The sequence below is a fragment of the Allobosea caraganae genome (genome assembly GCF_003351345.1).
In the GTDB taxonomy this organism is placed as follows: domain Bacteria; phylum Pseudomonadota; class Alphaproteobacteria; order Rhizobiales; family Beijerinckiaceae; genus Allobosea; species Allobosea caraganae.
Genome location: NZ_QQTO01000027.1, coordinates 76,526 through 98,135, shown reverse-complemented (window position 1 = coordinate 98,135; position 21,610 = coordinate 76,526). Strand labels below are relative to the sequence as shown.

Below are 21,610 nucleotides of genomic sequence, written 5' to 3'. Positions count from 1 at the left end.
TCGCCGCCTATAGCTGCTGCGCGCTTTTCGCCGCCTTCGCGCTGGCGCCGCTGCTCTGGATGATCTTCTCGTCGCTCAAGCCCTATGAGGAGCTCTACAGCTTCCCGCCATCCTTCAACCTGTCGACCCTGGGCCCGCATTATTACGAGAAGGTTCTGCTTTCCTCGCCCTTTCCGCAGTTCCTGGCCAACAGCCTGATCGTCTCCGTCGTCTCGACGCTGGTCAGCGTTCTCTTCGCCGCCATGGCGGGCTGGTCGCTGGCCCGCGCCCGCTTCCGCGGACAATCGCTGATCTTGAACGCGGTGCTGCTGGCCTATCTCTTTCCGCAGGCGCTGATCGTGCTGCCGCTCTTCACCGCGATCGCCAAGCTCGGGCTGGCCAACAGCTATCTCGGCCTGGTCCTGGCCTATGTCACCTTCACCTTCCCGTTCTCGACCTGGATGCTCACCGCCTATTTCGCCAAGGTGCCGATCGAGATCGAGGAGGCCGGGCGCATGGACGGGGCGAGCAACCTGACCATCTTCCGCAAGCTTGTGCTGCCGCTGGCGGCGCCGGGCATCGTCACCGTTGCGATCTTCTCCTTCATCAACGCGTGGAACGAGTTCCTCTACGGGCTCGTCATCCTCGGCGGCGGCGAGAAGCGCACGCTGCCGGTCGGGCTCTACAATTTCGTCGGTGGCGAGTTCGCCCAATGGGGTGAGATGATGGCGGCAACGAGCCTGACCATGCTGCCGACGCTGATCCTGTTTCTGTTCATCCAGCGCCGTCTGGTCGGCGGATTGACCGCCGGCGCCGTCAAGAGCTGAGCCCAGACCCGTGCCCATGGCCAAGCCCAACCTCGTCTTTGCAATGAATCCGGACGTCACGTCGGACCTGATGACGCTAGCGCTGCTCACGCGCTTGGCCGAGAGCTGCACCATCCTCAGCGAAGCGCCGCTGCGTGATTATTCCTCGGCTGCGGCGCGGGCGATGCTCGCCGAGGCAGCAATCCTCTTCACCGGCTGGGGCGCTCCGAGACTCGATGCCGCCGCGCTTGCCGCCGCTCCGGGGCTGCGCCTCATCGCTCACGCCGGCAGCGCGGTGAAGCCCATTGCCGCACCCGATATCTGGCAGGCCGGGATCGTGGTGACGTGCGCCGCTGCGGCGAATGCCGTTCCCGTCGCGGAATATGCTCTGGCCGCGATCCTGCTCGCCAACAAGCGCGCCTTCAGCGTGCGCGAGCGCTTCCACCGGGAACGCAAGCTCTGGCAGCCGCAATGGCTCACACCCGGCGAGCCCGGCAATTACGGCGCCGTCGTCGGCATCGTCGGCGCCTCCAGAGTCGGTCGGCGCCTGCTTGCCCTGCTGAAGCCGTTCGACCTCCAGGTTCTGGTTTCCGACCCCTTCTTTTTGGAGGAGGAGGCTGTCGCGCTCGGCGTTGAGAAGTGCGACCTCCTCGCACTGATGGCGAGTGCCGATGTCGTCAGCCTGCATGCGCCGTCGCTGCCGGAAACCGTTGGCATGATCGGCCACGCCGAGCTCGCCGCGATGCGCGACGGCGCGACGCTGATCAACACGGCTCGCGGGACGCTCGTCGACCATGCCGCGCTTGCCGATGAGCTGATCTCGGGACGGCTCAATGCCGTGCTCGACGTCACCGAGCCGGAGCCGCTACCGCCCGACTCGCGGTTGTTCGACCTGCCCAACGTCGTCCTCACCCCGCATATCGCGGGCGCGGCCGGCTATGAGACAAGACGCATGGCGGAATTGCTGGTTGAGGAGATCGAGCGTTTCGTCGCTGGCAAACCGCTTCAGCATGAGGTGACGGCCGCGATGCTGGCACGGATCGCGTAGCTCATGCGCTTGCTGCTCCACACCATGGCGACGCCGGAACTCGACCCCGTCGGAGCGCTCGATCTGACGCGCGAACTGGGTCTCGACGGCCTCGATCTGATATGCCAGGCCGGCTATCGCTGCGCCATTGCGCCCGACGCGCCGATCGAAGCTGCCAGGACAATCCGGACGGAGGCCGATAAACGTGGCTTGGTGATCGGCGCGCTGACGCCCTACGAGAAGCGTTTCAACAGCTCAAGCGACAGCGAGCGCGACGAGGCCGTGGCCAGCCTGCGCCATGCCATTGATCTGGCTGATGCGCTTGGCGCGAGAAGCGTTCGGGTCTTCGGCGGCGCCGAGGTCGATCACGCTGAATGGGTCGTAGCGGTCGAGCGGTTGGCTGACAGCATCAGGCGCGTAGCGGCCTATGCGGCCGAACGCGGGATCGGGCTGAACATCGAGAACCATGACGGCACCATGGCCGATACGGCGCTGAGGACACACGAGATCTGGCGGCGGATCGGCGAGGCGAATGTCGGGATTGTCTACGACCCCGCCAACCTGATCCGCGATGGCAAGGAGGGTTTTCCGGAGAGCCTCGAAATCCAGGCTGACGCGATCCGTCTTGTCCATGTCAAGGATTACAGTTTCCTGCAGGGACACCTCCGCAGTGGCGCCAACGAGGATAGCCGCCGTTCCGTGCCCGTTGGGGAGGGCGACGTGCCATGGGATAAGATCCTCGGAGCGCTCGCCACACAGGGCTACGATGGCGATGTCACCTTCGAATACGAAATGCGGTGGGTTCCCGACCAATTGCCGCCGACACCGGTCGGCGTCGGCAGGTCGTGCGCCTTCGTGCGCCGCCTTCTATCCAAAAATTTATCGAAGCCTCGGCTAGAATCCCCGTTCTTCCGTCCTGGTTAGCGGTAGATCGCGATAACCGAAGCTGGGCAATTTGCATAGCTGCTAACAGGCGCCGTGGCCAATCGGTATGCCGCTATAACGTCATCAGTTTATACGATACCGCCGATCGCGAGCCGGGCGATCGCCAACGTGAATCAACATACGAGCTGCGCGCCGTCGGTTGCTTCAGCGCAGTCCCTGGAGATCGATCAGAATGCGGTGGATCTCGATCCGTTCGGGCAACTCGATCAGCATTTCAGGGTCGTTTACGAGATGATGAACCTCGGTCGGCTCGCCCTTGGTGAAGGCGGTCATCCCCTCCAGGTCCGCCCAGTAGGATATGGCCGTGAACCAAGTTTCGTCATCGCGGTCTTCGCGAAAGAGCTGGACACCGAGCGCCGTTCTTTCGAGAAGCGGAATACCCTCGGCACGAATATACCGCTCGTACGCGTCGGCACCTTCGCGGCGAGTACGGCCGCGCCAAATGCGGGCGATGGTCGGATCGGTAGGCATCCCAGTCTCCTCGAGGCAAGTGGAAATTAGGGCGAAGCTCGCAAAAGCCCGCATCCGATGTGTTCGTGGCGCGGCTCAATTCCTGACTGGCCGGTCCAGACAGCGGCAAAGCCCGGATGTGTGCTGCTGAGCTTAGCGCCAGCCGGCCAATATCGCGCCGACGATCGCATGGCCGATCAGTTGGTGGGCGCTGTCGACCCAGAAGATCCAGATCGGCGACGAGCCGTAGAACCAGTTATACCAAAGCGTCGGAAGCGCCGAAGCCAAAGCTATGGCGAGACCCCATACGACGCCGTTACCGACGCCCGCGACATTGCCCCAAGCGAACAGCACGGCAAGCCCGATCGCGGTGGCCAGCGGCAGAATGATGCCGGAGGCCATGCGCACTGTGCTCAGGCCTGCTTTGTCGTTGTGCTTGGCGGCATCCCAGGCTTCCAGGTCGACCAAACGCATATGGATGACATATCCGATCGCAGTAAACGCCGCCGCCGCGACCAAAACTGCTACCCAGTTGATTCCGGCGATATGCATCGTTTTGCTCCCCAAGGTCGCCTTCAACCGTGCAACATCGTAATCCTATGCCGGCGTCACGTCATCGCTTTGAGGTTGGTTGTGAGATGATGCAGCGCCTCCTCTTCATCTTCATGCGATAATGCGAGCAGAATCTTGAGGTCGTTACCCTGGCGACGAACCAGATAGCCAATCCGGAACGCGGTCTCGGCGGTCTTATCGTTCTCCGAACCGAAACCTAGACGCCACTCTGCGTCGACCCAGTGATGATTTGGCGCCAGTTGAGTCGTGTCGATGACAACGATCTTCGACCCGACCAACCCCAGCTTGTTCATCGCTTCGGCTTTCGAACTGACGGCGCGTTTGTACTCCGCGTCGACGTTGAAAACCTCGACAGTCGAGGGGGCCGCTTCGATATAGGTTGAGTGGTATGCGTCGCTGACAGTTTTCGCATCGCCCGCCAGTGAGGCACTGGCGTATGCATCGAAGAACGTCCTGATGCGTTTCTCAATTACGGCTGTCATCTGCAACCTCTTGGACCGAATGATGATCGAGCCAAATGCGCGCCCGCCGAACAATTGATCTGGCGTCGAGCCTGCACCTATCTGGATGACTTCGTGCTGCCGTCGACGAACTGCATCGACCAATTCAGTTCCCATGTTTTCCCGCTATCCGCTGAGAAGGACTGTTGCCACAGCGGTCCAGCGCCAGCATCCTTGAGCCAGACGAAGCGAACCTTTATCGGCTGCTGGTTCCAATGATCGTCGGAGATGAATTCACCGCGTTCGCCTTCGAACCTGCCGGCGACCGGAGGTCCGATTTCCGAGGGAGAGCGCAAATCAAGCCACCATATGCGCCAAAGGCCCGTGTTGCTTTCGAAAGCGCGTAGAGCGGCCGCCCGGTACGCGCCATCGGGGTCGTTGATCCAGTTATCTTCGACGTTGCCATGCCCCGCCAATACTGGCCGAGTTGAGCTCGTGCCGTCGAATTCGTGCCAATCGCCGGCGCCGGCGAGACGGGTCTTCAGCTTGCGATGGCGGACATGCCAGTCTCTATGGAGAAATTCAAAATCGTGCTCACCCTTCATCTTATATCCTCTTGAATAGTCCGTCGGGCGGGCAAGCGATGCTGCCGTAAACTGTTCAACTCGATATTTAAAACGCCGCCGTATGTGAACGTATCTTTACGCCGCGAAAAACAGTTAGGTCTATTTCAAAATTCTGTTGCCTACTGTAAGCTACACTTAATGTTTGACCTCGGCCGGCTTCGGCTCCTTCGTGAGCTATCCCATAGAGGAACGATGACAGCGGTCGCTGCGGCGAGCCGGCTCACTCCGTCCGCCGTCTCACAGCAACTTGCGACACTTGAGGTCGAAGCGGGTGTAAAATTGTTTGAGCCCACCGGCCGGCGGGTCAAGCTAACGGCCGCAGGCCTCCGCCTCGTTGCGCACGCCGAGACGATCTTGAATGCCGTTGAGGCGGCCAGAGTCGATATGGGAATCGTCTCGGCAGAACCCAGCGGCGGATTGGAGATTGGATGTTTTGGGACCTTCGCAAAGGCGCATGTGGTGCCGGCGATCGTGCGGGCCCGGAGCAGACACCCGAACTTCGATGTCATCCTGCATGAGCTTGAGCCGGAAGATGCGGTCGACGCCGTGCGCATCGGTCGTTGCGACGCCGCGATTGTCTACACCCATAGCCTCGTGCCGAGGCCAGTCGACAAGAACTTCGTCTCGCGGACGCTTGTCGACGAAGCCGTGGTACTCGCGCTGCCTGCTGGTCTCCGCGCCCTGCCGGCGAATGTCGAACTGACGGAGTTCGCCAATTGCGACTGGATTGGAGGCGCGCGCGGGTCGGGCGGCTATGAATTGACGAGTCGGGCTTGCGCTATTGCGGGCTTTGCTCCGAGGATCACGCATTCAATCGACGACTACGAACTTTTGCTGCGGATGGTGTCGTCGGGCTTGGGCGTGAGCTTCGTGCCGGCGGTGGCCCTGGCGCTCTATCCGGATACCGGTGTCACCGTTCGAACTCCGGCAGGACCCGCGTTACGGCGCACGATCGACATCATCACGCGACCTGCCGTCGCCTCGTCCCCGACGTTCGTTTCGTTTCTGGCGGAGTTACCGTCGGCGAGTGCTGAATAGGCGCTGGCGGCTACTGCGAGTCACTCGTTTCCGGCGGCAGACTAGCGGGCGTGACGGCTGCGGATGCCACCGCGGATGTACAGCTGCGAGCTCGCATTACGCTGGGGAAACTCGCGAACTATGTCCTGACCCCGCCGCAGCCGCTATCTCCAGTCCCGCAACATTTCGACCCTAAACTTCCCGCGGCCGGCCTTCGACGGCGCCGGTCTGCATGCCTCACACCTTCACCAATCACGATAGCTGCATCATGACAGCTCGCCTGTTCGGACGTGCACGACGATGGGCACGCCGACGAGCATCGGTTCGAGCGGCGCGATGAAGCGCGCGTGCGCGTCACTCTGTTCGAAGTCCGGAGTGTGGGCGGCCAGATCCCGCTACTCGACCTGCAGCAGGTAAAGATCGGCGTCGTCGAGCGTCGGCACGAGCCGGTGCCGCAAGTAGCCGTCGGCACCAGTTAGAAGCGAAGCGACGCGGGCGAAGGCGGCTTCGAAGGCGGGGCCGGAGCCCCGTTCGAGGCGAAGGAGCGCGAGTTCGGTCACCATGTGATCTCTCCGAGTGGAAGGAGGCGGACGGCCAGGCAGGGCATTGCCGGCCGTCCGCGTGACGCGTCAGACGGCCCGCTGGACCGGGGGCAAGGCGACCGCCTCGCCCGACACGTCGATCACGACCTTGCCACGCAACTCCCGTGCGCCTCCGTTCTCGAGCAGCTCGTGCGCCTCGGCCATGCGCGCTAGCGGCAGCGTCGCGCCGAGCACGGGCTTGACGAGACCACGCTCGACAAGGCGCGTGAGCGCGTCGAGCTTTCCCCGGTTCTGACGGGTGAACACGAAGTGGTAGGCGGCGTTCTTGCCCCACGCCTCGATGAGGTTCTGCGGCTGCGCGACGTCGACGAGACTGACCACACGCCCGAAGGCAGCGAGCGCCAGCGGGCTTCTCGTGAGCGTGTCGCCGCCGATCGTGTCGAAGATGACGTTCACGCCCTCGCCATCGGTCAGGCGGGCGACAGCATCCACATAGTCGCCTGCGGTGAAGTCGATCGCCTCGTCGGCGCCAAGCGAGCGCACGAACGCGTGGTCGCGGGCGAGCGCCGTCGTGATCACTCGCGCGCCGATCGCCTTGGCGATCTGAATCGCGATCGTGCCGACGCCGCCCGCACCGCCGTGGATGAGGATTGTTTCGCCAACCTTCAGCTGCGCGCGCTGGACGAACGCCTCCCAGACCGTGCCGCCGACGAGCGTCAGGCTCGCCGCCTCGAGGTGTGTGAGGTTCCGGGGCTTCCGGCCGACGAGCTCAACGTCGGCGACGTGCTGCTCGGCGTAGGAGCCCGCACCGCCGAAGATCTTCGGCGTATAGTACACCTCGTCGCCGACCGCGAACTCGTGAACGTCCGACCCGATCTCCTCGACGACGCCCGAGATGTCATGGCCGATGATGGCGGGCAGCGGGACGTAGTCGGCGTAGTCGCCGCGGCGGATCTGGTAGTCGAGCGGGTTGACCGCGGTGGCGTGCACCCGCACCCGCACCTGGCGCGGGCCGACCGGCGGCACCGGCACCTCGCGCAACTCGAACACGTCCGGTCCCCCGAAGCGGGTGAGTACGACGGCCTTCATGGTCTTGGTCATTTGTTTCTCCTTCTGCAGGTCGGTGAGCACACAGGCTCAGCGGCTCACCGAGAACTCGGCGGAACCGGTGCCGGTCGGGCGGCAGACTCGGACCTCGCGGTTGACTGGCGTCGGCGGGAACTTGCCCGGCGGACCGATGTGACGGAGTTCGAGGCGCGTCTCGATGCGGCAGCCCTCGACCGAGGCGACTGCGGTCGGATCGGATACAGATGCGCAAGCGGCGAGAAGCAGGACGGTCGCGAGGAGCGCGATGCGCACCACGGCATCGCCGGCAATGGAAGCGGCTTTCATTCAAGATGTCCTTTTCAAGAGAAAATCAGCCAATCGGCGGGAGGCTCGCGATGTCGACGACGATCTTGCCGAGCGCTCGTCCGGCCTCGATTTGGTATTTCGCGATTGCGCCCTGTAGTGCCGCGAAACTAGGATCAGCTTCAACGAAATGCTGAAAGTGAGCCATGGACATCGACGACCTGAGGCTGTTCATGCGGATCGCTCAGCTGGGAAGCATCAGCGCGGCGGCCCGTGACCTGAGCCTTACCCCAGCCGGCGCTAGCGCACGGCTCGCGGCGTTTGAGAGGCGATTGGGCGCGCGGCTTCTCCATCGAACGACGCGGCAGGCGACTTTGACGGTCGACGGCCTTGCGTTCTTGCCGCATGCCGAGCACGTCCTCGACGCGGCCGATGCCGCTCGGGCGGCGCTGGGGCGCGAGCAGGCCACGCCGCGCGGCACGCTCCGGGTGGCGGCTCCGGCCTCGTTCGCGCGCATACACATCGTGCCCGGCCTGCCGGCCTTCTGCGTCCGGTACCCTGACCTCATGCTCGATCTTCGCATCTCGGACAGCGTGGTCGACCTCGTCGAGGGCGCATTCGACGTGGCGGTCCGTTACGCCGAACTCGGCGACTCCTCTTTCATCGCGCGGCGCCTGGCGCCGGATCGGCGCGTCCTTGTCGCGTCGCCCGAGTACCTGAGGCAGCGCGGACGGCCGAACACGCCCGACGATCTTGCCGAGCATGCCTGTCTGGTCGTCGGCACGCTCGATCTCTGGACATTTCTGGACGCAGAGCGGAAGCCGATCGTACGAAGGGTGTCGCCCGCGCTGCGCATTAATGATGGCGGAGCAGTGCGGGATGCAGCCTGCGCCGGGCTCGGTATCGCGTTGATGGCTACCTGGTGCGCCGCCGACGAGCTTCGGAGCGGCGCCCTTGTGCCAGTGCTTCCGGGATTTCCGCTCGTTTCCACCCAGACGCTATGGGCGCTTTACCCGAGCTCGCGAGAGCTCGCGCCGAAAGTGCGGGCGTTCATCGACTGGATGGTCGATCGAATAGGACCTGATCCGTATTGGGATCGTGGATTGGAAGTTTTCTTGGGGCTTGCTGGCACGTCGGCGCACACGACTTCCGCATGACCGTATATTCTAGGACCGCAAGATGCGCGGGCGACACGTCGACGTCGCCGTGACCGACCTGCCGCGCGACATCGATCACGCTTGGAGCAGTCAGAACGAGCTCGCAAGCTGGTCGGAATACGAAGGCTGGAGCGAGCGCGCCGGGCGCGCGTACGGTCAGCGCTACGGAATCGGACTGCAGGTTCGATACGGCCTTCCGGCGTTGACTACTCGGCTAACTCAGGCAGGGTTTATCCGTCGATGACGGGAAAGGGGCACAAATGCGGAGCGTTTTCACGGTCTTTTGGATTTTGGCGATCGCCGGCGGAGCCGCCGCCGACGATCGTGTGAGCCTCGCGAAGAGGTACGAGTCCAGCGAAAATCTCAAAACGCTCGTGGAGGCCACCATGGCCTTCAGTACCGATATCAGCCGCGCCTGTCGGATGGTGCGCCACGTCGTGCCCGAGCTGCAGGCCAACTACGGTTCGGACGGCACCCTCGACGACGCCTACGTGAGCATCACGTCCTGCTGCTCCGTCATCGACCAGGCAAACGTGCTGGGCTTGGGCAATGCGCTCGCACAGATCGCTTCGCCGACGCGCAGTGAACTCGTGAACTTCGTCTATTCGAAGACGAGCGCGCCGGTGCATGCGGCGATCGATAGCCAGTTGGGCGACGCCCGCACCGCAGTCGGTGGGCACTGCAAGAAGGTGCCTGCGCTCGCCACCATACTGTCTGGTGGGACCAAGTGACCTCATGAGATGACGTTCAGCCGGCGACAACATGGTCCGGCAGGCGCGCTAGTCGCTCATCATGCTCTTGAAGATGAGCCTCGCATGGGGGCTTGTCGTCGAATAGCCGACCACCTTGCATCCTTCGCGGACGGGCCCGGCCCCTGAGAGGGTCACCGTCCTCCTGTCGCGCGAGTAGGTCCCCGTAACCGGATATTCCGCCGGCGGACACCCCTTCTTGAAGGCGACGGCGGTGCCCCTCAGGCGGCCGCCTTCAGTAAACGGATCTCCGCGGAACAGGATCGTGCCCTTCTGCGCGATCCCCGCGAGGGACGCCTTCGGATCCTCGTAGACGATGAGGCCATATTCGAAGGCCATGCGCATCATGCTGCCGTTGTGGTCGTAAGTGCCGTGGGACGACGACAGGTCGCCCAGCATGTCAAAATTAAAGAGGCCGTCTGTGGTCGTTGCAGCCTTTGGCTGCGATGCGGCCGACGCCGCTTGCGCCGAGCCCAGAGCAGGTCCCGTTCGGCCGTCGGGCCAGGCCACGCTTTGCCACTGACCGTCCTTATCGAAGCGCCCGACCTGCCGGCAATCGGCGACGCCGACCTTCCCGCAGGCGCTGCCGTGAAAATGGAAAATGACGTGATAGCCGTTTCTCAAGGTCTCCTCGACCGCGGCTTTCCGAAGGTGTGTGTCCCCGACGGTATAAGAACCGTCTGTCCGGCTTACCGCCCACCTGACGCCGTGCCCCGCGGAGCCGGAATCGTAGCTATAAGCTCCGACACAATTGGTTCTCGCCGAGCTCATCAGGAGATCGGGCACTTGGTCCGCATTCAAATCGACAGCCGTCACGAACGGCTCCTGGAATTCGATTTTTCCACCGAGACCAGCGCAGGATTTCGTCAGCGAGTCCTTGTACGCCCGGACGACCGCAGCCCCGTCAGGCGGCGCCGACAGGGGCCCTATCCCGTCGGGAAGCGTCCCGCGATCCCCAGTGATGACAGAAAAGATCTGCTCGTCGAGAGCATGGCCGGCGCCCGTCGAAAGAGCGATTGCTGCACACGACACGGCAAGCATCGACACGATCTGGTTCTTGGTCTTCACGCCTCAATCCCCTTGTGCACCTTGCCGTCGAACATCGCAGATCTCTTTCAAGTCTGTGATGAGAAAACATCTCAAATTGCTCTCTCAAGCCATTGGTGCGATTCATGATCGACCAAGTTCAACGCCTCTTCGTGCTTGGGTGAATCCCGCCGATCCGAAACCGCTAAAATGCAGTCCAAAGCCTCAACGTCGTGTCGCTTCGCCGGGAAATAGCTCTCCTGAAAATGGTCGAGAACCGCAGGCGCAATGCAGCCCGCACATCGGCCATCGCGTCCTAGGCCGCGTCTCATGTGACGAGAGCCACTGAGCTCCGCGCGAACCACGACATCCGCGCGCGACCCCACGACTGAGGCTGAACGTGCCAAATCCCTTCGCGGCAACAGGACCACGCGCCCTTCGCGGGTTGGCGATCGAGGCCACGACGCACTCGCCCTACGGCGAAGTCTGCTTTCGGGCAGCAGCCTAATGTCTGGAACTGGCGCAACCAGGCACTGGCGCTACAGCAAAAACCGGTGGTGCCGCCCTGAATATGTCAAGGGCACTATTGTCACATCGTGATCATCTGTCTGGTGCGCATTATGCATGACCATGCGCAACGCACTTAGACGAACTCCTCCTGCGCCAGTGTCGAGTTCGCTTCGGCAATTGATTGAAATTCATCGAGAAACGACGGCCGGTTCTTGACTAGATATCGCACGATCCGCGCGTTGCCGAGAAGCTTCCCGAGATATCCCTTCACGACCGTGAGCTGCAGGTGCTCGCGGCCGTAGGTGTCTTGGATGGAGCTCATCGATTCCTGAAGCCGGGCCAGTTCGCACTCCATCTTCGCCATGGCCTCGGGCGTCACGCCCTTGACCTTCTTGACCTTGTCGCCCTCCACGAGTTGCGATTGTGGCGTTCCGGCCAGCAGAGCGGCTGCGTAGCTGCGGTCTTCGACTTAGACGCCGGTCCCGCGACCATCGCGATCCTGCCAGTCGGGAGCGTCGGGCACGAAGGGAATGAGGCGCGGACCCATGGTCGGCCTCAGCACGGCCTGAAGCGGGTCCTCGTGCACCACGTCCCTGGCGCGGAACAGATCGACATCCGCCCGCGTGCCGAGATCGTAAAGGGCTTCGGCAGAAGCGAAGCTCGGATGCCGCGTCCCGATTCCCTCGAAATGAATCCCGCTGACACTCACTGGCAAGCGCAGGCACACCACGATGGCCTGGACGAACGCGGCCCAGTCGATCGGGTTGTGCCGACGCCGACGCTGGTTGTGGAGCACACCTATGAAACCAACCCAATGAGGATACCGGTGATCGTGACGATCACTCTTCCCTACGATCTACATCACCAACTCGCAGCACCATGTAAGTCCACACTGATAGTACGCGATGTAGCGTAGCCTCCGAAGTAGCGTGCATCCTCCCCACTATGACGGTGCCAACTCTGGCAACCGCGCCTCGGCCCTCCAATGGTTCATCATCTGGCGCAGTCCGGTCTCGAGATTTACTTTGGCCTTCCACCCGGTGTCCCTAAATATGCCCGACGTCTCGACGTGGGGTACCCGGACGCCGTCCCCCTTTGCGTCGGTGATGCGGATGCTGGCGTCCGGATGCACACGCTTAATCGCATTGACCAGGTCCAAATTGGTATATTCCTGCTCCCTGACATTGTAGACGGACTGGCACGGCGCAGAGGACATAGCAATGTAGACGTGGGCGTCGGCGCAATCGTCGACGTAGGTATAGCTGTTGAAATAGGTCGGGTCTGCAAGTTCAACAGGTTCGCCGAGTGCAACACGTCGGATGAGTTGGGGAAAGCCGCCCGGACCTCCGACTCCATAGGTTCGCCCGAAGCGTAACCCGACCGTTTCAATGCCGTAGCGGTCCCGAATGATCCGAGCCATCAACTCGTTCGTTATTTTCGTGGCGGCATACATCGTGTCCGGGGCGAACAGCCCCTCATCGGGAATCGGGCCGGGATGGATGTCGGCGATGGCCGTGCCGAACGCTGCGTAGGCGCTGGTGTATGTCACGCGCTTGATCTCAAACATCCTGGCAGCCTCCAGGATGTTGAGCATGCCAAAGCAATTGACCCGCAGCGATTTACCGAGATCCAACTCGCCAGTCATGACTTTTCCCGGATGCAAGCTGAAGGCCTTGCCTGCCTTCGCGCTCCTGCCGGAATCGATTGCTCCCATCACGAAAGCTGTATGGATGATATGAGTAATTTTTAGATCGCCGACCATCGCGAAGACCTGCAGCGGGTCCGCGATATCGATTCGCCAAAACTTGATTTTCTGGAGTCCCTCTTCGCCGATGATCTGCCTAGCCGCGGCATTGATCTCGCTAGCGTCGGCCACCACCACTTCGACGCCCTTATCAAGCAAATTCCTGACGATCCGGGATCCGATATAGCCCCACCCTCCTGTAACCAGACAGATCATAGAATTACCTCAGTAAGGATTGCACTACTTGTTCGTTAGACGTGCCGCGAATCGCGCCGCGAAAGACCCGCCGTGCCCGACGACCTCACGCATTCGTCCACTATCGCGTTGAATCCAACTGGGGCTTCGAGCTTCGGCAAATGGCCTACCCCATCGAGTCGATAGTAATTCATATCGGGCCGCACTGCGCGTAAGACCGCCGCGTGTTGCGCTTCTGGAGCCACGCGGTCATCGGCGCCGACAATCAAAGCAATGCGCGACGTGATGGTCGGCAGCAGTTCGGGCGTAAAGACGGTGAACAGCATATTTATCGCCTGCTCCCAACCGGCCAGCGTCACCCCATCGCGCAAACGGAGCGCATGGCTGCGCACCGATGCGGCCGCGGCCGGGGCCAGCAGGCGATCGGCGATAACCTCCCGGCTTTGCTCAAAGCTGGCCGATGCCGCTTGCAATGCCGCTGCGCGTGCCTGTTCACGTTGCTCGACGGTCTGAGCGATGCGGCGTGCGGTGTTCGGCGCGGACAGGACCAATGCGTCGACCGAAGCGCCTTGGCGCGCGGCAAAAGCGGTTGCGATCACGCTGCCCCATGAGCTGCCGACTATACCACTCAGTCGGCTGACACCCAGAGCGACTAGCAACTCGGTCACGATCTCAACGTAGTGAGAGCAAGACGGTCGGAGGTCGGCGAGCGGCGTCGTTGCACCATAACCGGGTGCGTTCCAAGCAATTAGTCGATAGCGATCTTGTAGTCCGGCGAACTGCGCCCGATAGCCGGCAGAGCTGGAGCCGATGCCGTGCAACAGCAAAATAGCAGGATTGTCCGGTGCGCCGGCTTCACGGTATTCGAGCTGCCCATGACCGTCAGCGAAATGCGTCGAGTAGACCTCAACACGGCGGGTCTCGGGCAACGCGTGCGCCAGCAGACGCTCATCCTCGGTACTGAATGTCATCTCGACGCTCCCTTCATAACGGGGCGTTGACGACGGGCTCGGTCCGCGGCGCATCTCCGCGGTGGCCGAGACGTTCGGACAGGTCCTCCGCGGCCGCCCTCAGCGCGCTCGAGAGTGGGTTGTCTGCAAGGCCGTCGAAGCGCTCTGCATCGCCGATCGCGGTCAAGGCGATCACCGCGTGACCGCTGGCGTCCAATACTGGTGCGCTGATCGCGTTGACCATGCGGTCGCTGCCGTAAAAGACACCTGGCGCGCGAAATGCCAGGCCCCGGGCGCGCACTTGCGCAAGCAGTTCGCTGAGCGCTGCCTCGTTAGCAGGGCCGACGGTTTCCCCGCTCGCATTCGCCGCCAATTCTGCGTCGATGAAGCGCCTGGTTGCCTGAGGCGGCAGGTTCGCTGCCAGCGCCAACCCGGTCGCCGTCGACGTGACGCGCAACGCCAATCCAAGTGGTAGGCTGCGGCTGACCGGCGTGCTGGAAGGTTGCCACGCTGTGATCGTCGGACCGTGATTGCCCCAGACGGCAAGTGCCACCGTTTCGTCAAATTGCTCCGCCAGGCGGCTCATCGCGCGTGCGCCAATTCGAGCCGCGTGCAACTGTGATTGCACCGTGGTGCCGAGTCCTGGGGGCGGCCGGCCCAAGTCGTGCGCGTCGGCGACCAGATACTGGCCGCTGCCGAAAACCAACGACCTGCGCTCACTGCGGCGAACTGCTCGGACTTCACCAACGAATATCGTATGGTCACCGCCCGGCATCTGCGAAACGACCTTGCACTCGAGCCAGGCACTGCAGCCGCGAAGCAGCGGCAAGCCATCCATCCCCGGATCGGTTTCGACGCCGCTGAACTTATCGATGCCTGAAGTCGCGAAGCGGTTTGAGAGCGCGATCTGATCCTCCGCAAGAATGTTGACCGCGAAGCACGCGGATGCCGCGAACGCCGCGTGGCTGGGTGAGCGCCGGGATTGGCTCCAAAGCACCAAGGGCGGCTCCAGCGAAACCGAGCTGAAAGAGTTCGCGGTCAAACCCCACGCGCGGCCGGTCTCGTCGATCGTTGTCACGACGGTGACGCCCGTGACGAAGGCGCCGAGCACGCGGCGCAGTTCCTTCGCGTCAAAGTTTGCGGCAGTCGCGGCAACTGCGAGAGCGTCCTGCATGTCAGGCCGCCATGGCGTTTGCTTCACGCAATGCCGGCATCACGTGTGCCGCAAAGCGCTCGACCGACGAGACCGCGTCGGCATGGGGCATACTGCCGAACACGAAGCTGCCGATCAGGTAATTGATGCGGCCGTCTTCAATCTGCTTGGCGAGACCGGCCCGCACCGTCTCAGCCGAGCCGGCCACGGCTTGGCCGGTTGCAAGCAACTCGTCGAAGGTGGGCGGCAATTTCGCGTTAACCGGCTCCGTCCCGTGCTTGCGCCAGAGCTTGAAAAAGTTCGCATAGAAAACCGGCCATGCGCTCCGACCAACTTCGAGCGCAGCCTCATCCGACTCGCCTACAATGATGTAACGACTGACTGCGATCAACGGCTCACCAGCGACGTTGCCGTGGGCCTTGGCCCGTTCGGCACGGAAGCGGGCGGTGATCTCGCCGACGCGCGCCACTGGGCCGCCGCAGACGATATTCATCCCCTGCTGAGCGGGCCATACCGTGGAATCAGGCGACGCCAGGGCGTACCAGACCGGCGGATGCGGCGTCTGCAGCGGCTTCATCTCGACGGGCACGTTGTCAAACTGCCAGAAGCGGCCCTCGAAGTTGAGCGCGTCGGAGGCGAAGTAGCGTTGGATGATCTCGTACGCCTCGGCGTAGCGCGGTTGTGCATCCGCCGCGTCGACGCCGAGCGCGGCGAGTTCGTGCGGTGAAGCCCCCTTGCCGATGCCGAATTCGAAGCGACCGCGGCTCATGTGATCGAGCATGCAAATCTCTTCAGCCAACCGCATCGGGTGGTGGATCGGCAGCAGATAGACGAGGGGGCAAAAGCGCAGTCGTTGCGTTCGCTGGATGAGTGCAGACGCAAGAACGTTTTGCGATGGCGTCGTGCTTAGCGAGGTCGCGTGGTGTTCACTCATGTGGTAGCAATGAAAACCCAGCCGGTCATATAGCTCGACGAGTTGCACGCGTTCTTCGTATTGCTGTGCGAGCGGACGACCACTGCGATCGTTTTGATCGAAAACGCCGAATTTCATGATGTCGAACCTTTTTCCTCGCTGGCAGGGGATGGGGGAGTTGGGGGTGGGGATGCTTTTGCGAAAACCTGAAAAGGCTGTCCTTCCGGGTCCATGAAGCTGAGGATGTTGCCGTGCGTGCCCATCTCGCGTGCAGCGACAAAGCTGCCGCCGGCCTCCACAACAAGCTCACGCAGACCGTCCAAATGATTGGCTTCGAACACGACGACGCTACCGGCAGCGCCCGGGGCCGCTTCGGCCACCGAGCTCAGGGCGAAATTTGTGTTGCCGATACCGAACTGCGACCAGCGATCAGCGTCGCGAAATTTTGGCGCTATGCCCAACACGCGAGTGTAGAAAGCTTGTTGTGCATCAAGGTCGCGAACGATTGTGTAGACACTCTGAATCTTATGAATTGGCATCAGGCCGGTCCACTCGGGTTTCACGTCGGCGTCGGCGATGGGTCGCTTCCTATGGAAGGAATTTTCACCAAAACCAGCCGTGCCGGGGCCAGCACTGGGATAGCTTACGGTAGCCGGTGACCGGCCCCTTCCCGCGCGCGGCCAATCCCGCCGCAACGCCCCAGACTGCGCTCAGCTTGTTCTTGATAAGGACCGCCTGAGCCCACCGCGCCGCGAACGCCTTACCCAGCGTGCGTGCGATCAGATCAAGGCCTCGACCTGACGGCCCTACCCTCTTCGGAAACGCTGGCTGCGACGTTTCGCTTTGCGTCCCGCCGGTAAACGGTGCAATCGCTAGCTGAGTACCGAGGACGAATATGCGCTGGCTCGGGCCGTATGTGGCCGGAGCGGGCGAGCTACTCGATGCGAAGTACATTGCCGGTCAAGCCATTCATCATTGTTGAATGCATGTGATATGGTTGTATTATGGCGATGGACGCAGGAACTTGTCAACTGGGCTGCACACGCGGGCTATTGCGGAGACGGAATCCATGAACGGAAAAGACGGGCGGCGAGGTATTCAATCGGTCGAGATCGCCTTTCGGATGCTGCTTGCGCTACAGTCCAGCCGTCAGGCACTCCCGTTGAAGGAGATCGCGGTACGCGCTGAGCTCACCAGTAGCGCCGCGAATAACTACTTGGTCAGCCTGGTACGCACCGGGCTCGCAATGGCGGACGAAAAGCCTGGCCACTACAAACTCGGCCCGGCGTCGCTACGGCTTGGAATGGCTTCGCTCGGGCAGCTCAACGGCTTTGAAATGGTTCGCCGCGAGGTGATCGCGCTGCACGATGCGACGCGACTTAGCGCAGCGGTCACGGTATGGACGGCCGACGGCCCGGTCAGCCTCTTCAAGGAGGAAGGAGAGGTCCGTGGCGCATTTGAGATGCGAACCGGCTTGATCGGCCTGCTGGGAACCGCCGCCGGGAAGATCTACATCGCGAGTTTGCCGACCGTGGAGACGCGCCGTCAATTGCAGGACGAGGCGCTCGCCCTCAGCTTGGATCCGGAGGTATTGCGTGCAGAAGCCGAACGTCAATTGGCGAGCCAGGGCTACGTGAGCTTCGAGCGCGCTGACGGAACGGGTTACGCATCGATTGCGGGGCCGGTGCGCGACTGGAGCGGCGGCGTCAAGTTCACGCTTAGCGTGGTTGGATGGAGCGGCGCGCTGAACATGAAGCCGAGCGGTCCGCATGTGAATGCATTGCTGAAGAGTTGCACGCGAGCGACGATCGCACTCGGTGGTACGGCCGCGAGTTGAACTCTCCCAACGACGCTCGACGCCACGAGCTCCGCGTCTTTCGCGATGGACAAGGCCGTCCGCCGGGCTGTCCTGACCGCCCGGAGAGATTCGCGGCGTGAAAGGCTTCACTCCGTTGTTCTGCATGATGGAACACAAAGCCAAGGCGTTTCTGGCGGACTGCGGATATGATGCTGACGCCATCCGTGAGCATCGTGGCCTTCAGCGACGTTCAGGCGGTGATTCCCGCCAAGCGCGAACGTCGTAATAGTGCTCCACTATCGCGACAAATACCGTCCGCAGCCGCGTCGAACAGCTCTTCAAAAGCTCAAGAGCTGGCGCCGTGTCGCCACCCGCTACGATAAGACCATAGAATCCTATCTCGGCTTCGTTAGCCTCGCCTCAGCATTGCTGTGGCTGCCCTTGGTCCACGAATCGTAGTCAAACAAGCTGCCGCCCCCCCGGGACGACATGGGCCCGGGGACGGGAGGAAAACGAATGGTAGACGCTGTCGGTCCCTCCTCCCGTCAGCCCATGTCAGGCTCCCTTTTTGAAATCCGTTCCTTTGTCCGCATCATAGCGGAACCGATTTTCCTCGATTTCATCGAGATGGTCTCCCGCCCAAGCGCCCAATGCATGAAGCGGCACCGCGAGTGATTGCCCCAGCCCCGTCAGTGCGTATTCAACTTGCGGGGGTACCGTTGGATAGACGGTTCGGCTCACCATCCCGTCGCGTTCAAGCGCCTTCAGGGTGCGCGTGAGCATTTGTTGCGAGATGCCGCCGATCGTTCGCTTGATGTCGTTGAAACGGCGGGGCCGCTTGACCAGTAACCTGACGATTAACACCGTCCACTTGTCACCGACAATATTGAGCACGCCGCTCATCTTCTTGCACTGTGCGCTTACGCACTCGGAGGCAGGCATATCCATGTGACTTGGTCCTAAAAATGTGCGTCCTTGGCGAGGCGTCGTCGGTCATATAAGTGCGTCTAGTCACAAATCCAGACCACACGCCCCCGTCGCGGCCGTTGAAGGTAATTAAGATGAGATCATCTGATAATTTAAAAGGAATTCCGGGAACGGAATCGGGAATGATTGACGGGTTTGCGCAGCGCAAGCTACCGGGTCACGGCATCGAGATCGATGCACTCATCGGTGGATCGGGTCCGCCTCTACTTCTGCTGCACGGCGCACCCCAGACGCGCGTCTGCTGGCGGCAAGTGGCTCCGGCACTCGCAGAGCATTTCACAGTAGTCGTTCCTGATCTCAGAGGGTATGGCCGCAGCGACAAGCCAGAAGGCGGCGGCGATTTCAGCGCTTATTCGAAGCGGACTATGGCACTCGATCAAATTGCATCAATGCGCGCACTGGGTTTCGATCGGTTCGACGTCGCGGGCCATGACCGTGGCGGGCGCGTCGCTTATCGCCTGGCGCTCGACCATCCCGACGCTGTCCGGCGTTTGGCGGTGCTGGATATCATCCCGACGCTCGATGCTTTTGAGAATTATGAATGCCGCGCTGGCTACGCACTATGGCACTGGACGCTCCAATCTCAGCCTGCGCCTCTTCCTGAGCGCATGATCGGCGCCGACCCGGACTATTTTATGCAAGTCTTGTTCGCTGCTCATACGCATGAAAAATTTGCTTTCGATGAGTACAGCCTTTCGGACTATCTCTCCTGCATGCGTGATCCTGCAACTATACATGGGATGTGTGAGGATTACCGATCGGCCTGGTGGGTCGATCGTCACACCGATGCCGAAGACCGCGGCAGTCGCGCTATCGAAGTACCAACATTGGTATTGTGGGGCGCGAACACCGTGGCTGCGCGCTCTCCTCTGGAGACTTGGCGGAAATGGGCGTCTGATGTTCGCGGAGAGGGGCTTCCGAGCGGGCATTTCCTTCCTGAGGAAGCTCCCAGCGAGACCGCGGCTCATCTTCTAAATTTCTTCAAATAGAAAATTATCTGGTCAATATATGCGATTAGAAACCTAACTCCGCAGGGCTGCGATTGTCAGGATAACAGCCCGCGCGTGAGAACGGCCATAATCTCGATCGGGACGACGACACACGTCACCGCGAAGTCGCGCGATGACCCCTGCGTCGTCCGTGACACCGTGATTACGATGCTGACGCCATCCGTGAGCAACGTGCCTTCAACGGCGTTGAGGCGGCGATTCCGGCCAAGCGCGGACGTCGTAATCCAGCGGTCCACTATCGCGACAAATACCGTCAGCGCAGCCGCGTCGAACAGCTCTTCAAAAGCTCAAGAACTGGCGCCGTGTCGCCACCCGCTACGACAAGACCAGAGAATCTATCTCGGCTTCGTTAGCTTCGCCTCAGCATTGCTGTGGCTGCCCTTGGTCCACGAACCCTAGCTATGGACATCGCATTATAGCGTGAAGCAGCATCTTGCAGCGCAATCCAGAGGTAACTTGAATGGTCGAGTGTGCTGCCCAGATGATCGCTCGGATTGCAAGCGCGGCGGACGATTCCGACTATTCCGAACGCGTCTCCGAAACGAAGTCTACGCGCGTGCTGGCCATGCATATCACTATATTGGCTTCACGTTTAGGCGATAGACTCGTGCCGCCGTGTCGAAAAATAGCGCGGCCTTTTCTTCGGTCCCTGCTCCCGCAGCGAGCCGTTTGAAGGCGTTCCACAAGGTGCGGTAGCTAACACCACCAGCCTTATCGACCGGAAAGTTGCTTTCGAACATGCATCGTTGCGGGCCGAATGCCTCGATGCAAACGTCAAAATACGGACGCCATAGGTCTTCCAGTTGCTCGGAACTCGCTGGCGTCGATCGCTCGCTCAATTTGAAGCCCGCCGTTTGCATAGCCAGCCCCCCGAGCTTCACTGTGATGTTGGGCCGGCGCGCCACCTCCCGAATTGCGCTCCGCCAGAGTGGAAAGTCGTGGGCGAGTTTTCCATCATGCTCGCCCACCCCCACGATGCCGCCAAAATGGTCAAGCACGATGCTCGTGGTTTCGAACTGGTCGGCTAAGTCCACTAGCTCCGATAGCTGTGTCCACCATGTCCAGACATCGAAACTCAAGCCGAGAGGCGCAAGGTGTGCAAAGCCCTCTCTAAATTTCGGGTTCAATAGCATTTCTTTCGGAGCGACATAGGGCATCGGGCGGATAGAAGGATCGCGGTGCCACGCCGAAGAGTTTCGTATACCGCGCAGCCGCCCATTTGCCGCGCGCAAATGCGCCTCCAGCACCGTTGAAGCTCGACCTCCCAGTGATAGATCGACGTAGCCGACAATTCCCGCGCAGTGCCGAGTATTGCCATAGAGACCGCTCGCGCTCATGGCCGCCACTCCGTTTACAAACTCCGTCTCGCCGAGGCTAGCCAATTCGGGCGGTCCATCCTGGCGGTACATGGAGCGGCACTGCAAGTAGACAGTGGCACGGATATTGTGGCCGCTTCCCGTATCAGCAAGAAGCTCGTCCAGTAAATAGCGAGCAGGCGTGGCCCATAAATGATGATGCGGATCGATGATAGGCAGTTCTGGTTCGAGCACTAACTCTTCACCGCGTGCGAGTTGCTCTTGGCTTGGTGTAGTGCCGTGATCGCCGGTAGAAATATCAGTCATGTCATTCTCTTGTGCGAGACCAAGCACATCAGGCGAAGAAC

Annotated in this window: 24 protein-coding genes and 1 pseudogene; 8 read left to right on the top strand and 17 right to left on the bottom strand. The window is 61.6% G+C overall.

The features are described from left to right. The 3 genes from DWF00_RS20235 to DWF00_RS20225 form a co-directional block, all read left to right on the top strand. The coding region (locus DWF00_RS20235; protein WP_147283815.1) for a carbohydrate ABC transporter permease at positions 1–806 on the top strand (806 nt) is incomplete at its 5' end. Between the two features lie 16 nt (positions 807–822). Then, complete coding sequence (locus DWF00_RS20230; protein ID WP_114832127.1) at positions 823–1,833, top strand: hydroxyacid dehydrogenase; 1,011 nt, start codon at positions 823–825, stop codon at positions 1,831–1,833. 3 nt (positions 1,834–1,836) lie between these two features. Then, a complete protein-coding gene (locus DWF00_RS20225; protein WP_114832126.1) occupies positions 1,837–2,736 on the top strand; it encodes a sugar phosphate isomerase/epimerase family protein in 900 nt (299 codons plus the stop codon). A 165-nt stretch (positions 2,737–2,901) separates the two neighbouring features. On the opposite strand, the gene DWF00_RS20220 is transcribed toward DWF00_RS20225, so the two are convergent. From DWF00_RS20220 to DWF00_RS20205, 4 genes are all read right to left on the bottom strand, one after another. Continuing rightward, complete coding sequence (locus DWF00_RS20220) at positions 2,902–3,228, bottom strand: antibiotic biosynthesis monooxygenase family protein (RefSeq protein ID WP_114832134.1); 327 nt, start codon at positions 3,226–3,228, stop codon at positions 2,902–2,904. A gap of 132 nt (positions 3,229–3,360) precedes the next feature. Further along, a complete protein-coding gene (locus tag DWF00_RS20215; RefSeq protein WP_114832125.1) occupies positions 3,361–3,759 on the bottom strand; it encodes a DUF1761 family protein in 399 nt (132 codons plus the stop codon). Between the two features lie 56 nt (positions 3,760–3,815). After that, on the bottom strand, positions 3,816–4,397 hold the full coding sequence (locus DWF00_RS20210) for a hypothetical protein (RefSeq protein WP_147283814.1): 582 nt from the start codon (positions 4,395–4,397) through the stop codon (positions 3,816–3,818). Then, positions 4,340–4,825, bottom strand: a complete 486-nt coding sequence (locus DWF00_RS20205) for a DUF1579 domain-containing protein (RefSeq protein WP_114832123.1) — start codon at positions 4,823–4,825, stop codon at positions 4,340–4,342. The genes DWF00_RS20210 and DWF00_RS20205 overlap by 58 nt, the downstream gene beginning before the upstream one ends. Positions 4,826–4,984: 159 nt before the next feature. Between DWF00_RS20205 and DWF00_RS20200 the strand changes: the two genes are divergently transcribed. Beyond that, positions 4,985–5,884: a LysR family transcriptional regulator gene (locus DWF00_RS20200; RefSeq protein ID WP_114832122.1), complete on the top strand. Its 900-nt coding sequence runs from the start codon at positions 4,985–4,987 to the stop codon at positions 5,882–5,884. 374 nt (positions 5,885–6,258) lie between these two features. Here the strand turns inward: DWF00_RS20200 and DWF00_RS29545 are convergent, their stop codons facing one another. The 3 genes from DWF00_RS29545 to DWF00_RS20190 form a co-directional block, all read right to left on the bottom strand. Then, positions 6,259–6,426, bottom strand: coding sequence for an antibiotic biosynthesis monooxygenase family protein (locus tag DWF00_RS29545; protein WP_181832860.1), 168 nt, complete (start codon positions 6,424–6,426; stop codon positions 6,259–6,261). 66 nt (positions 6,427–6,492) lie between these two features. Next, on the bottom strand, positions 6,493–7,506 hold the full coding sequence (locus DWF00_RS20195; protein WP_114832121.1) for a zinc-dependent alcohol dehydrogenase family protein: 1,014 nt from the start codon (positions 7,504–7,506) through the stop codon (positions 6,493–6,495). A 36-nt stretch (positions 7,507–7,542) separates the two neighbouring features. Then, a complete protein-coding gene (locus DWF00_RS20190) occupies positions 7,543–7,797 on the bottom strand; it encodes a hypothetical protein (RefSeq protein WP_114832120.1) in 255 nt (84 codons plus the stop codon). A 164-nt stretch (positions 7,798–7,961) separates the two neighbouring features. Between DWF00_RS20190 and DWF00_RS20185 the strand changes: the two genes are divergently transcribed. Further along, positions 7,962–8,912: a LysR family transcriptional regulator gene (locus DWF00_RS20185; RefSeq protein ID WP_114832119.1), complete on the top strand. Its 951-nt coding sequence runs from the start codon at positions 7,962–7,964 to the stop codon at positions 8,910–8,912. A gap of 260 nt (positions 8,913–9,172) precedes the next feature. Then, positions 9,173–9,643, top strand: coding sequence for a hypothetical protein (locus DWF00_RS20180; RefSeq protein ID WP_114832118.1), 471 nt, complete (start codon positions 9,173–9,175; stop codon positions 9,641–9,643). A gap of 48 nt (positions 9,644–9,691) precedes the next feature. Here the strand turns inward: DWF00_RS20180 and DWF00_RS20175 are convergent, their stop codons facing one another. The 8 genes and pseudogenes from DWF00_RS20175 to DWF00_RS20140 form a co-directional block, all read right to left on the bottom strand. Then, on the bottom strand, positions 9,692–10,729 hold the full coding sequence (locus tag DWF00_RS20175) for a hypothetical protein (protein ID WP_114832117.1): 1,038 nt from the start codon (positions 10,727–10,729) through the stop codon (positions 9,692–9,694). A 601-nt stretch (positions 10,730–11,330) separates the two neighbouring features. Further along, positions 11,331–11,642, bottom strand: a pseudogene (locus DWF00_RS20170) (plasmid partitioning protein RepB C-terminal domain-containing protein); the annotation flags it as partial. Between the two features lie 24 nt (positions 11,643–11,666). Then, entirely contained in the window at positions 11,667–11,993 is a 327-nt protein-coding gene (locus DWF00_RS20165; protein WP_114832115.1) for a hypothetical protein, read from the bottom strand. 147 nt (positions 11,994–12,140) lie between these two features. Beyond that, positions 12,141–13,157 carry an NAD-dependent epimerase/dehydratase family protein gene (locus DWF00_RS20160; RefSeq protein ID WP_114832114.1) on the bottom strand — a complete coding sequence of 339 codons (1,017 nt, stop codon included), beginning with the start codon at positions 13,155–13,157 and terminating at the stop codon, positions 12,141–12,143. A 35-nt stretch (positions 13,158–13,192) separates the two neighbouring features. Continuing rightward, a complete protein-coding gene (locus tag DWF00_RS20155) occupies positions 13,193–14,107 on the bottom strand; it encodes an alpha/beta fold hydrolase (RefSeq protein ID WP_181832859.1) in 915 nt (304 codons plus the stop codon). A gap of 13 nt (positions 14,108–14,120) precedes the next feature. Continuing rightward, the gene (locus tag DWF00_RS20150; protein ID WP_114832112.1) at positions 14,121–15,260 is read right to left on the bottom strand and encodes a flavin reductase; all 1,140 of its coding nucleotides are present in this window, start codon (positions 15,258–15,260) and stop codon (positions 14,121–14,123) included. Position 15,261: 1 nt separating this feature from the next. Next, complete coding sequence (locus DWF00_RS20145) at positions 15,262–16,290, bottom strand: LLM class flavin-dependent oxidoreductase (RefSeq protein WP_114832111.1); 1,029 nt, start codon at positions 16,288–16,290, stop codon at positions 15,262–15,264. After that, complete coding sequence (locus DWF00_RS20140) at positions 16,287–16,691, bottom strand: VOC family protein (protein WP_114832110.1); 405 nt, start codon at positions 16,689–16,691, stop codon at positions 16,287–16,289. Before DWF00_RS20140 ends, DWF00_RS20145 begins: the two co-directional genes overlap by 4 nt. A 530-nt stretch (positions 16,692–17,221) precedes the next feature. Here DWF00_RS20140 and DWF00_RS20135 point away from each other — a divergent pair. Further along, complete coding sequence (locus DWF00_RS20135; RefSeq protein WP_181832858.1) at positions 17,222–17,989, top strand: IclR family transcriptional regulator; 768 nt, start codon at positions 17,222–17,224, stop codon at positions 17,987–17,989. A 516-nt stretch (positions 17,990–18,505) separates the two neighbouring features. Here the strand turns inward: DWF00_RS20135 and DWF00_RS20130 are convergent. Beyond that, on the bottom strand, positions 18,506–18,898 hold the full coding sequence (locus tag DWF00_RS20130; RefSeq protein WP_114832108.1) for a winged helix-turn-helix transcriptional regulator: 393 nt from the start codon (positions 18,896–18,898) through the stop codon (positions 18,506–18,508). A 113-nt stretch (positions 18,899–19,011) separates the two neighbouring features. On the opposite strand from DWF00_RS20130, the gene DWF00_RS20125 reads away from it, so the two are divergent. After that, positions 19,012–19,926, top strand: a complete 915-nt coding sequence (locus tag DWF00_RS20125; RefSeq protein ID WP_245974132.1) for an alpha/beta fold hydrolase — start codon at positions 19,012–19,014, stop codon at positions 19,924–19,926. A 596-nt stretch (positions 19,927–20,522) separates the two neighbouring features. Here DWF00_RS20125 and DWF00_RS20115 read toward each other — a convergent pair. Further along, complete coding sequence (locus tag DWF00_RS20115; protein ID WP_114832106.1) at positions 20,523–21,569, bottom strand: amidohydrolase family protein; 1,047 nt, start codon at positions 21,567–21,569, stop codon at positions 20,523–20,525. Positions 21,570–21,610 lie beyond the last annotated feature (41 nt).

Coding starts and splice junctions, on each gene's coding strand:
- DWF00_RS20230 (WP_114832127.1), top strand. CDS start 823: ATGGCCAAGCCCAACCTCGTCTTTGCAATGAATCCGGACGTCACGTCG.
- DWF00_RS20225 (WP_114832126.1), top strand. CDS start 1,837: ATGCGCTTGCTGCTCCACACCATGGCGACGCCGGAACTCGACCCCGTC.
- DWF00_RS20220 (WP_114832134.1), bottom strand. CDS start 3,228: ATGCCTACCGATCCGACCATCGCCCGCATTTGGCGCGGCCGTACTCGC.
- DWF00_RS20215 (WP_114832125.1), bottom strand. CDS start 3,759: ATGCATATCGCCGGAATCAACTGGGTAGCAGTTTTGGTCGCGGCGGCG.
- DWF00_RS20210 (WP_147283814.1), bottom strand. CDS start 4,397: ATGGGAACTGAATTGGTCGATGCAGTTCGTCGACGGCAGCACGAAGTC.
- DWF00_RS20205 (WP_114832123.1), bottom strand. CDS start 4,825: ATGAAGGGTGAGCACGATTTTGAATTTCTCCATAGAGACTGGCATGTC.
- DWF00_RS20200 (WP_114832122.1), top strand. CDS start 4,985: ATGTTTGACCTCGGCCGGCTTCGGCTCCTTCGTGAGCTATCCCATAGA.
- DWF00_RS29545 (WP_181832860.1), bottom strand. CDS start 6,426: ATGGTGACCGAACTCGCGCTCCTTCGCCTCGAACGGGGCTCCGGCCCC.
- DWF00_RS20195 (WP_114832121.1), bottom strand. CDS start 7,506: ATGACCAAGACCATGAAGGCCGTCGTACTCACCCGCTTCGGGGGACCG.
- DWF00_RS20190 (WP_114832120.1), bottom strand. CDS start 7,797: ATGAAAGCCGCTTCCATTGCCGGCGATGCCGTGGTGCGCATCGCGCTC.
- DWF00_RS20185 (WP_114832119.1), top strand. CDS start 7,962: ATGGACATCGACGACCTGAGGCTGTTCATGCGGATCGCTCAGCTGGGA.
- DWF00_RS20180 (WP_114832118.1), top strand. CDS start 9,173: ATGCGGAGCGTTTTCACGGTCTTTTGGATTTTGGCGATCGCCGGCGGA.
- DWF00_RS20160 (WP_114832114.1), bottom strand. CDS start 13,157: ATGATCTGTCTGGTTACAGGAGGGTGGGGCTATATCGGATCCCGGATC.
- DWF00_RS20155 (WP_181832859.1), bottom strand. CDS start 14,107: ATGACATTCAGTACCGAGGATGAGCGTCTGCTGGCGCACGCGTTGCCC.
- DWF00_RS20150 (WP_114832112.1), bottom strand. CDS start 15,260: ATGCAGGACGCTCTCGCAGTTGCCGCGACTGCCGCAAACTTTGACGCG.
- DWF00_RS20145 (WP_114832111.1), bottom strand. CDS start 16,290: ATGAAATTCGGCGTTTTCGATCAAAACGATCGCAGTGGTCGTCCGCTC.
- DWF00_RS20140 (WP_114832110.1), bottom strand. CDS start 16,691: ATGCCAATTCATAAGATTCAGAGTGTCTACACAATCGTTCGCGACCTT.
- DWF00_RS20135 (WP_181832858.1), top strand. CDS start 17,222: ATGAACGGAAAAGACGGGCGGCGAGGTATTCAATCGGTCGAGATCGCC.
- DWF00_RS20130 (WP_114832108.1), bottom strand. CDS start 18,898: ATGGATATGCCTGCCTCCGAGTGCGTAAGCGCACAGTGCAAGAAGATG.
- DWF00_RS20125 (WP_245974132.1), top strand. CDS start 19,012: ATGAGATCATCTGATAATTTAAAAGGAATTCCGGGAACGGAATCGGGA.
- DWF00_RS20115 (WP_114832106.1), bottom strand. CDS start 21,569: ATGACTGATATTTCTACCGGCGATCACGGCACTACACCAAGCCAAGAG.